Source organism: Actinophytocola oryzae, assembly GCF_004364325.1.
Lineage (GTDB): Bacteria > Actinomycetota > Actinomycetes > Mycobacteriales > Pseudonocardiaceae > Actinophytocola > Actinophytocola oryzae.
The window spans coordinates 46,355-56,585 of the sequence record NZ_SOCP01000018.1 but is presented as its reverse complement, the minus strand read 5'-3'; the positions used below and the strand labels follow the sequence as shown (position 1 = coordinate 56,585).

The following is a 10,231-nucleotide window of genomic DNA, read 5'->3' as shown; positions in this document are numbered from 1 at the left end:
ATACACCTCCTTCCGAATGGCTCTCTGATGGGGACACGGCGGCGGGGCCGTTATTCGTTCACTCCTCTTCGATCTGCGAGTCCAGCCACTTGGCGGTCTCCTCGTCGACGCTCGACAGGTTCGCCGCGGACTTCTTCATGTTCTTCGAGGTCTCGGTCAACCCCTCGCCCGCGCCCTCGGTCCCGGTCCAGACCTTCTCGCCGTTCTCCCAGTAGTTCTTCTCGAACGCCTTGCCGATCTCGTCGTCGCCCCAGCAACCCTGCGTCGCGGTCAGGACGCCGTCGAGGTCCTTGTACGCGGACGTGAAGTTGGTCCCGGTGACCAGGATGCCGTCGGCGACACTGTCGAGCGCCGGCTCGTCGAGGTAGAAGTTCTCGGCCATCACCGCTCCTCTTGTTTGGCACTGGCACTGCCGCTGCTGTTGCCACCGCCGAGTCCCGGCCGTTCGGCCTCGACGCCGAACTCGTTCAGGGTGTCGAACATGGGGCCGATCAGCTGGCTGATCATCTCGTCCGGCCGGACCTGCCCGTTGGCAAGACCGGCCAGGTCCATCCCGGGAATCTCGGGAATGCCCATCAGATCGTTCATCTTCTGCTGGGCCTGCACACGGCCCTGCCGCAGCGTCTCGACGATGACCTGGGCGAGCTGGGCAGGCGGCATCGCGCGGTACTTCGACGCGTTGAACACCAGCTCCACGAGCTCGCCGCGCCCGTCTAGCGTCATCTCGAGCGAGTGGTCCTTCGCCCGTACGGTCGTGCTCGCCTCCTCCCAGTGCTTCCCCAGCTCGGCGAGCTTGCGGGACTCGTTCTCGAACATCGCGAACGCGGCGTCCATAGCCTGGGTGGGATCGGCGGAGTTCCAGTCGGCCATCGTCATTTCCCTCGTTCCATCAACCGATCGAGCTCTGCGAACTTCTCGGCGAGCGCGGCCTGCACCTGTTCCTTGGAAAGCGGCTCCGGCGCGCGCTCCTCGCGTTGCTCGCGCTCCTGTTCACGGCGGCCGACGGCGTGGGGCGCGCCGTTCGACGGGTCCCACACCTCGGGTCGCGGCTCGTTCGGCATGGCGGCCATGCGCCCGCCGTTCTGCTGCTGGCCGCCCATGCCACCCATCCCGCCCATCATTCCCATGGGCATGCCACCCATGTGCGGCGACGCGTTCGGGTCGGTGACGGCGCCGCGACCGGACGCTCCCGGCGCCGTGGCACCCGTGATCTGGTCGGACACCGTGAGGCCGTCCGCTGTCGCGGTGCCTGGCGCGAACATGCCGCGGGACTGCGGGTCCAGCGCGATCGCGTGCGTGACACCGCCGCCGCCACCGGCCGATGTCGAGAGCCCGAAGAACTTCTTCGACTCCGGACCCAGCTCCAGCGCGGGTGTCAGGGCAGGCTTGGCGGGCTCGACCGGCGTGGCGGGCTCGACCTGCGGCAGTGCCAGGGTCTCCAGCGCCGGTGTCGCCGCGATCCCGTGCGTGGTGGCCACGAGCGGCTCCCCCGACGCGGTGATGGCGTGACCCGCGAGCTCGCGTGCCTTCTCGGTCACCCGTGTCGGTGGCGCGTCGACGGCCGTCCTGACGCGGCTCTGCTTCTCCTGCTCCGGCAGCTCGGTGGACAGCGTCTCGGTCGACTCGGTCTCCGGGAGGGTCTCCTCCAGCAGCACGTTGTCGACCGTCCTGCGCCCGCTGTCCTTCTCCTTGCCGGACTTGCCCGTCGCGGTCGCACCCTCCGGCCGGCAGGTCGCCGACCTCTCCGACCGGCCGAGCACCGCGGGTGCCACCACACCGAACGGCGTCATGCCGCCTGCTTCGCTCGCCTCGTCGTCGATCCGCTCGAGCGGATCGTTCGCCCGCGCGGCGGCGTACGACTTCGACTGGCCGAGCACGCCAGGCCCGTTGCCCGGCGAGCCCCCGGCGAAGAACGTGGCACCCAGCTGCCCCGGCACGAACGGACCACCCGGCCCGGGGCCGCCGAAGCTCTCGCCGCCACCCGGACCGAACCGGCCGAGCACCTGCCCGTCCTGGCCGCCCTGCCCTCCGGTGAACTGGAACCGGTCACCGCCGCCGCCGTGCTGGCCGGGCTGGGTCGTCACGGCCGACTTCGTCAGCATCGTCGGCGGCATGAACGACGGCCCGTACGGGTTCGCGTTCGAATCCCCGTTCGCGTACGAGTTCGTGTCGTTGTTCGTGTTCGTGTCGTCGCCGGGGTTCGGCGTGCCGTTCCCCGGCTGGTTCGTGACGACCTTGTTGGTGACGATGTCCTTCGGGTCCACCCCGGACTTGTCGGTGACCACCTGCGGCGGCTTGTACGGCAACGGGGTGAGCGCGTTCCCGACGTCCCAGTACACCGTGCGCAGGTCCCGCAGGATCTGCTTGGCGGAGTCGTCGTTGACCTTCGCCGTCTCCTCCGGCGACGGGCCACCCGCCACGGGCGGAGTGCTCTCCTGCTGCGTCTTCTGCCCCTGCAGGTCCCGGAACCGCTGCTGGGCGTCGGCGAGCCGGTCGCCTGCGTCGCGCAGGGTCGCGCCGTAGCCGGGGTTCTGCAGGAACTGGAGCACGTTGCTGATCTTGCTGGTGACCTCGCGCACCACGGCGTCGAAGTCGTCGGACGCCTTGCCGGTCCAGGCCTCCCGCACGAGGTTCATCTCGTGCCGGACCCGGTCGAGCACGTCCTGGAACCGCCCGCCGGACTGGTCGAAGGCCGAGGCACGCTGGTAGAAGACGTCCGGGCTGACCTCGTTGATCAGCTGGGCGATCTGCTCGAACGTCAGTCCTTCCAGCCACGGGTCGTTGGGATTCGGCGGCGGGTTGGGTGGCGAACCGTCGGGCATCGCTTATGTCCTCGTCGTCCGGCGGCCGACGACCCCGTCGTCATCCTGGCCGTCCGCGTCGTCCGTCCACGCATCCTTGTCGGCCTGCAGCCAGATCTGCGGCTCCCGCTCGTTGTTCTGCTGGCCGCCCATGCCACCCATGCCGCCCATGCCCATCGGCATGCCGCCGCCGCCCATGGGCATGCCCGCCGACATGGCCGGGGTGCCCGGGATCGCGGGGGTCAACGCGCCCATCGGACTCGACACGGTCCGCACCCCCGCGGGTGTGAACCCGCGCTGCTGGGCGACGTCGGTGTCGAACTGTGCACGGGGCAGTGCCGCTGCCGACTCGGCGCCGAGTCCACCACCGAGGCCACCGCCCCCACCGCCGCCGGAGGAACCACCACCGCCACCGAGGAAGTCCTTCATCGCGTCCATGCCGCTGCTCGGCGGCTTGATGCCGTCGATGGCCTTGTCGACCGCGCCCTTGGCGTCCTCGAGGGCCTGCCTGGCCTCCGGGTCGGTCTCCTTGCCGATCAGGTCGTCGAGCGCCTTGTCCACCGCACCCCGCGCGTCGGTGAGCGCCTGCTTCGCCTCCGGGTCCTCGGCGCCCGGGCCGCCGGAGATCGTCGACGGCTTGTCGGTGTCGAGCTCGCCGATCGCGTCGGCGACCTTGTCCTTCGCGTCCTGGAGTGCCTGGCGAGCCTCGGGATCGGTGGTGTTCGCCAGCGCGTCGTCGAGTGCCTTGTTCGCCGCGTCGCCCGCGTCCTTGATGGCGTCGGTGCCCGCACCGGCGTCGAGGCCGTCGATCGCCTTGCCGACGGCGTCCTTGGCCGCGTCGAGCGCCTGCTGCGCCTCCGGATCGGTGGTGCCGTCCTTGACGCCGTCGAGCGCGTCGAGCGCCTTGTCCTTGGCGTCGCCGAGCGCACCGGCCGTGTCCGGGTCGATGCCGTCGATGGCCTTGCCGACCGCGTCCTTGGCGTCCTGGAGCGCCTGCTTGGCCGCCGGGTCGTCCGTCTTGCCCAACGCGTCGTCGAGTGCCTTGTTCGCCGCGTCGCCCGCCTTCTGCAGCGCGTCGGCCGGGCTGTCGGCGTCGATGCCGTCGATGGCGTCGCCGACCGCGTCCTTCGCGTTCTCGAGCGCCTGCTTGGCAGCCGGGTCGTCGGTCTTGCCGATCGCGTCGTCGATGGCGTCCATGGCCTTGTCCTTGGCCTGGTCCTTCGCGGCCTCGATGCCCGAGTCGCCACCGAGGCCGTCGATCGCGTCGCCGACGGCGTCCTTCGCGTCCTGGAGGGCCTTGTCGGCCTCCGGGTCGTCGGTGCCGTCCGCCAGGCCGTCGATGGCGTCCTGGGCCGCTTTCTTGGCGTCCTCCAGTGCCTTCGAGCGCGGCGAGCCGGAGCCACCGCCGGACGAACCGCCACCGGAGCTGCCCATGCCGGGCGAACCGCCGCCCGGTGCGCCGCCACCGCTCGCGCCGGGGCCGTCGCCCGCGCCCTCGCCGCCGCCGAGACCGTCGATCGCGTCGCCGACCGCCTTCTTCGCGTCGTCGAGCGCCTGCTGCGCCTCCGGGTCGCTCGTGCCCGCCTTGACGCCGTCGATGGCGTCCGTGGCGGCCTTCTTCGCGTCGTCGAGCGCGCTGGTGTCGGGCGAACCGGCGCCGGAACCCGAGCCGGAGCCCGCGCCTTCCTCACCGCCACCTGGCGAACCGGCACCGGAGCCGGAGCCGTCGCCGCCACCCTCGCCGCCGAGCCCGTCGATCGCGTCGCCGACCGCCTTCTTCGCGTCGTCGAGCGCCTTCTTCGCCTCGGGGTCGTCGGTCTTGGCCTTGACGCCGTCTATCGCGTCCTCGGCCGCCTTCTTGGCCGCGGCGAGGTCGGCGTCCTTACCGGAACCACTACCGGAATCGCTACCGGACGAGTCGTCCTCTTCCTCGTCGTCCTCGTCGTCCTCGTCGTCCTCGTCCTCGCTGTCGTCGTTCTCGTCGCTGTCGTCGCTGTCGTCGTCGTCCTCGTCGTCGTCCTCGTCGTCGTCCTCGTCGTCACCGCCACCGCCACCCGACTTGGCCTGCTCGCCGCCCGCGATGTAGATCGGCGCGAGGTCCTGGCCCCGCGAGTTGTACTGCCTGCCCATCTCGCCGAGGAGGTCCTGGAGGTCCTTGATGAGCGCCTTCTCCGCGGCGTCGTCGACCTTGTCCATCTCGGTCTTGAGCTCGTCGAGCACGTCCTGGAGGTCGGCGGTCGACGTCGCGGCCTCCGCGCGGGCGGCGGCGAGGGCCTTCACCGCGAACGCGGCTTCGGTACGGGCGTCGTCCGACTTCTGGATGATCTCCCACCAGCGGTTGGCGAACCACTGGATGCAGTGGCCGATGTTGCCGACCATCAGGCCGTACTTCTTGGTGTCCAGTGTGTTGTAGAGGTCCTGGCTCTTCTTGAGCGCGTCCGTGGCGAACTCGTTGAAGGCGTCGCCCGCCTCGCCCTTGAGGTTGTCGCTCAACGCCTTGATCTGCTTGGCGAAGGCGTCGTTCACCTCGCCGAGCTTCTTGGTCGCCGCGTTCATCTGGGTCTCGAGCCGGTACCACGCCTCGGCGGTGGTGTTGGTGGACAGGCTCGCCTGAGCGCCGTCCTTCTCACCGTTGTTGGACACCACCAGTCCCGCGGTCACGTCGACGAGGTCGTTGAGGGTGGTGTACCGCATGGGATCCAGAGGCGGTGCCGAGGCGTTGTACAGACCAACGTCCTGGATTTCCGATTTGGCCATTTTCCAACCCTTGTCGATCGTGCTGCGGAACCGGTGTTGTTCGTGCGGACCTAGTCCCCGATGGGAACGCTGAGGTCGTCGTTGTAGCCGTCGCCGTCCGTGGAGTTGTTCTTGACCTTGTCGTCAGGCGAGTAGTTGTGGTGGTCCTTCTCGGTGTTCTCGTCCCACGTGTCCCACTGGCCCTCGATCTTGTCCTCGAGGTCGCCGAGCACCTTCTTGATCTCGGCGGCGTTCTCCCCGTCGGTGGTCGTGAAGTCCTTGGCCAGCTGGACGAGCGACGTCTCGAGGCTGTCGAACGTCATCCGCAGGTGCTCGGCGTGCGCCACGATCGCGTTGCGGCGGTCGTCCACGATCCGCTCGAGCCACTGCGCCAGCTCGAACTTGCCCGCGTTGGGCCAGTGGTTCTTCAGGTCGATGAAGGGCGCCATGTCGTCGAGGATCTTGCCGACCTCGCCCGCGATGTTCGTGATGTCCGTGGAGCTGTACTCCGTCTTGTCGGCCATGTCCGATCCCTCAGCTCGCCGGGTCGCCGAGCCCGGCGAGGTCCTCGCTCACGCGGGTCCGCAGATCGGCGACGACGGCGAGGATCGCCGCCGCGTTGCCGTTGTCGATGTTCTCGACGTTCGTGGCGATCTGGTTCAGCGCCGCCGAGATCTCGTCGAGCGAGATCCGCAGCTGGTCGGCGTGCGCGACGACACCGTTGCGGCGGTCGTCGATGATGACCTGCAGCTGCTGTGCGAGGTCGAAGTTCCCGATCGACGGGAAGGACGCCCGCAGTGCGTTGAAGGCGGACATGTCGTCCATGATCCGCCCGAGGTTGGCCGCCGAGTCCTTCACGGCCTCGACATTGATGTTCGTCGTCGTCATCGCGGTACTCCAAACAGGACGGTGGACGTGTCAGGACTGGCCGGTGTGATGTGTGCCGGGCGGGATGGCGCCCGGCACACACACCGTGCGGGCATCAGCTGCCGGCGACGTTCTGCCCGCCCTTGGCGTCCTGGTGCTTCATCTCGTCCGCACCCTGGCCGAACGTGGTCTTCAGGTTGTTCAGGATCTCGACGTTCGCGCGCAGGTCGGCCTCGAGGTCGTCGCACAGCTTGTTGTAGGCGTCGGCCGTGGTACCGGTCCAGTTGCCCATGATCGCCTTGACCTGCTGCTGCTGCTGGTCGGTCTGGTTCGCGATCTCGGTTGCCTTCTTGGTCATCATGTCGATGGCCTCGTCGATGGCGGGGTAGTCGTATGTGATCATCGCTGTTCTCCTGGTTTCCGCTGTCGTCGGGAGGTTCTGGCCGGCTACTTGACGCCGAGGAAGGTGCCGGTCTCCAGCGGGATGTTCATGATCTGCTGGTTGAAGTCCTCGTCGGTGCCTTCCTGGTTGTTCGACTCACGCCGGATGTTGTCCGCCATGGCCTTCATGTGCTCGATCACCGACTTCTTGACGTTCTCCACCCAGGTGTCGGTCGACGTGCTGAGGGCACGCGTGGCCGCACTCGTGCTCCTGCCCAGGACGTCGTCGACGGCGGTCTTCAGCTGCTCGAGCTGCGCGACGATGTCCTCGCGGGTCGTGTCGTGGTTGTCCGCCTGCTTGCGGATCTCGTCCGGGTCCAGCTGTGTCGTGTGCGCCATGAGATCTCCTCGGTTTCGTTTCTTCCGGTAAGCCCCGGCAGCCCGCAGACAGCCTGGCTACCACTCACACGTTAGTTTCGGATTCGGCAAGGAAGTCCGGTCTCGACCGCTGGGGGGCGAACAAGCGGAACTCCCCTCATGAGCCGGTTATGACTGCTGGGCGCTCAACGCGGCCTCGACGCTCAGCACCGGCCCGGTCGGCAGAAGGGCCAGCATCTCGCCTGGCATGGCCACGGCGGACTGCGCGGAATAGCCCAGCGCCTGCACCACGTCCGAGTTCGCCAGCGGGTACTTCACCCCCGTCTCCGTGACGAGGTATACCGCGTTGAGCGCCGCCTCCGGCGACTGCTGCTCCCTGACGAGCACACCGCCGCCCGCCGGGATGAGCACCCGGTCGGTCGTCACGCCCTCCTCGTGCGCGGCGACCGGCATGGCCTCCTTGTGGACCGTCGCGGGCACGAACCCCGTGACGACCCGCATCTCTCCCTTGCCGACGGGGAAGAACGCCACGCACGCCGAGTCGTCCGGGGTGGGAGTCACGATCTCCGGCGGCATCTGCGGCAGTCCCTCGACCAGGTCGGGGCCGCTGTTCGTCGACGGCACACCGGACAGCGCCCCCGGTCCCACCTCGATGGGGGTCACGGCGGAGTCCGGGTAGGCCTCCTTGGTGAACGGCGCCGCCAGCAGCAGTGCCGCCACGGTCGGGGACAGCGGCGTCAACCCGTCCGACCGGACCAGGTACAGCTGGTCGGCACCGATCGCCGGGTTGCGCACCAGGTAGATCTGGCCGACCACGCTCGGTTCGCCGTCGATGTCCGGGCCCGGCGCCCCGGTGTCCGGGGTCCTGCGGACCTCGAAGTCCCTGCCCTGCGGGATGGGGTTCAGCCAGGCCGCCGTGACGTCGACCGGGTCGACACCGCCGTAGCCGAGTGCCGTCGCCTCGGCCCTGCCTGGGATGAGGTGCCGCTTTCCCTGCCAGACGAGGAAGGTCGTCTCGTCCGGCGCACGCACCAGCAGTGCCTGCGACGGGACCACCGTCAGGTCGAACGACTGTCCGATCAGGAGGGTCGACGTCGGACCCGTCGCCTGGGCGCCCGTGCCCCCCTCCTGCGCACACGCCGTCCACGGACCGTTGTCGAGCGCGTTCGCGGCAGGCAGGGCGTCCGGGGCGCCCGGGATGCCGATCGGCTGCCCGACCGGCGTGTCGGCGAGGGACTTCTGCGACACCTTGAAGACCTGGCCGCCGCTCTTCCCCGCGGCGAGCCGCGCCGACGAGTAGTTGAGCACCGGCCGGAGCTGGTCGTCGAGGAAGACGTAACGCGCGCCGGTGTCCTCGTTCATCACGATCGCGCCCGGCTGGCGCCACGTCACGTTGCCGCCGGGGACGAACAACCCGATGATCCCGAAGACGCCCATCAGCACGCCCCCGAGGATCACGCCGAGGAACGTGCCGGTGTTCAGCCGTTTGTTCGGCTGAGCCAGCGCGTCCGGCCTGCCGTGCACCACGGCGGACACGAGCCTGCCCACCACGAAGAAGTAGGCCTGTACCTGATCCCGTTTGGACTGCATCAGCCTGCCAACCCACGCATCCAGGCGTAGACGCCCAGCACCTGCAACAGGATCGGGACCACGGCGACGGCGGCGACCGACTCGAGGATCTCCACCGCGCGACCCCAGTAGGGCCGCAGCCGCTTGCCCGGCATCATCTTGCTGAACAGCAGCAGTACCACGCCGAGGGCGAACAACGGCAGGACCGCCGCGAGCAGCCTGCCCGTCTCGGTGCGCTCGCCGGCGAACTGGTGGAGGTTCACCATCACGCAGACGATCGCGGGCAGCACGACCGCCCACCGCTGCACCACACCGCTGGGATGGCGCGACCGCAGGAACAGCAGGAACGCGATCACCAGCGACAGCACCTCGGTCCAGCCGTTGCCGTCGACGACGAGGATCGGCAGCAGGACCGCCACCGCGGCGCCGAGGCCCGCGTGCAGCGCCGTCGAGTAGCCGACGGTCACCACGCCACGCTCGACCACGATCTTCGCCGGCACCGGGTCGATGTCCTCGGAGAGCTCCGGCGCGTCGGTCGGCAGCATCGGCAGGGTCAGCCCGGACAGCCGGAACGACGTCGCGGGCAGGAAGACCCCGACGATCAGGCTGATCGACAGGCCGATCCCCACCGCCTGCTGGAGGTTCACGTCCGCCACGGAGGCGATGACCCCGGTGATCCCGAGCATGAGGACGAACAGGATGGCGCCCGCGAACAGCAGTGCCGCGTCGGCGACCAGGAACACCCCGACACACAGCACGACGAACGCGACGACGAGCCCGACGGTCGCCTCGACCGTCGAGGTGGCGAGGGGCGCCAGCACCCGCGTGAGCAGCACACCGCCAAGCACGGCGTAACAGACCGAGGCACCGGCCAGGATCATCGCCCCAGGCGGGTCGGGCACGCTCCGCGCCACCAGCGCGCTCCCGCCGAGCAGCAGGGCCGCACCCGCCAGCGCGAGGAACGCCTGCGTGCCAAGGGATCCGGCGCCGGGCAGCACGACGAGCCCGAGCAGCAGCGCGAGGGCCGTGCCGATGCGGAACATCCAGCGGGTGTGCTTGGGCTGCCACGCGCCGGGGTGGTCGCGGACCTGCTCACCGACGCCGTCGACGAGGTCGTCGTAGTCGATCGGGGCCAGCTGGTCCGCACGCGGTCGCAGGTAGACGGTCTCCCCGTCGAGCAGGTTGAGCTCGGCGAGCGTCCGGTCCTCGTCCAGCGGGGCCTCACCGACGCGCTGCACGACCCAGCCCTCGTGGTCGGCGCCCTGCTCGATCCAGTCGGCGCCGAACTGGGGCAGCACCGCGGGCAACAGGTCGGTGAGCGTCGCCTCGGTCGGCAGCGCCACCTCGGTCGCCTTGTTCCCGAGGACGAACCGTAGCCTCGCCGATGTCGTTGTGCGATGCTGTGTCTGCTCTTCCATCTGGTGTCAGGTCCTTTCCTGCCAGGGATCCCAGACCCTGAACCAGGCCCGAACCTAATCCCGCCCGGCGCGCGTGTACTC

The 10,231-nt window shown here is 69.2% G+C and carries 10 protein-coding genes; all 10 read right to left on the bottom strand.

Annotation, left to right across the window (positions count from 1 at the left end):
• Positions 1 to 58: 58 nt before the first annotated feature.
• The gene (locus CLV71_RS36010) at positions 59 to 382 is read right to left on the bottom strand and encodes a hypothetical protein (RefSeq protein WP_133907379.1); all 324 of its coding nucleotides are present in this window, start codon (positions 380 to 382) and stop codon (positions 59 to 61) included.
• Positions 382 to 870 (bottom strand): YbaB/EbfC family nucleoid-associated protein, encoded by a 489-nt coding sequence (locus CLV71_RS36005; protein WP_133907378.1) that lies wholly within the window; start codon positions 868 to 870, stop codon positions 382 to 384. Before CLV71_RS36005 ends, CLV71_RS36010 begins: the two co-directional genes overlap by 1 nt.
• 2 nt (positions 871 to 872) lie before the next feature.
• Positions 873 to 2,822, bottom strand: a complete 1,950-nt coding sequence (locus CLV71_RS36000) for a WXG100 family type VII secretion target (protein ID WP_133907377.1) — start codon at positions 2,820 to 2,822, stop codon at positions 873 to 875.
• Positions 2,823 to 2,825: 3 nt separating this feature from the next.
• On the bottom strand, positions 2,826 to 5,558 hold the full coding sequence (locus CLV71_RS35995; protein ID WP_133907376.1) for a midas domain-containing protein: 2,733 nt from the start codon (positions 5,556 to 5,558) through the stop codon (positions 2,826 to 2,828).
• 50 nt (positions 5,559 to 5,608) lie between these two features.
• A complete protein-coding gene (locus CLV71_RS35990; protein WP_133907375.1) occupies positions 5,609 to 6,061 on the bottom strand; it encodes a hypothetical protein in 453 nt (150 codons plus the stop codon).
• 10 nt (positions 6,062 to 6,071) lie between these two features.
• On the bottom strand, positions 6,072 to 6,425 hold the full coding sequence (locus CLV71_RS35985; RefSeq protein ID WP_133907374.1) for a hypothetical protein: 354 nt from the start codon (positions 6,423 to 6,425) through the stop codon (positions 6,072 to 6,074).
• A 94-nt stretch (positions 6,426 to 6,519) separates the two neighbouring features.
• Positions 6,520 to 6,807: a WXG100 family type VII secretion target gene (locus CLV71_RS35980; protein WP_133907373.1), complete on the bottom strand. Its 288-nt coding sequence runs from the start codon at positions 6,805 to 6,807 to the stop codon at positions 6,520 to 6,522.
• A 44-nt stretch (positions 6,808 to 6,851) separates the two neighbouring features.
• On the bottom strand, positions 6,852 to 7,184 hold the full coding sequence (locus CLV71_RS35975) for a hypothetical protein (protein WP_133907372.1): 333 nt from the start codon (positions 7,182 to 7,184) through the stop codon (positions 6,852 to 6,854).
• Positions 7,185 to 7,331: 147 nt separating this feature from the next.
• Positions 7,332 to 8,753, bottom strand: coding sequence for a type VII secretion protein EccB (gene eccB, locus CLV71_RS35970; RefSeq protein ID WP_133907371.1), 1,422 nt, complete (start codon positions 8,751 to 8,753; stop codon positions 7,332 to 7,334).
• The gene (gene eccD / locus CLV71_RS35965; RefSeq protein ID WP_133907370.1) at positions 8,753 to 10,150 is read right to left on the bottom strand and encodes a type VII secretion integral membrane protein EccD; all 1,398 of its coding nucleotides are present in this window, start codon (positions 10,148 to 10,150) and stop codon (positions 8,753 to 8,755) included. Before eccD ends, eccB begins: the two co-directional genes overlap by 1 nt.
• Between the last annotated feature and the right edge of the window lie 81 nt (positions 10,151 to 10,231).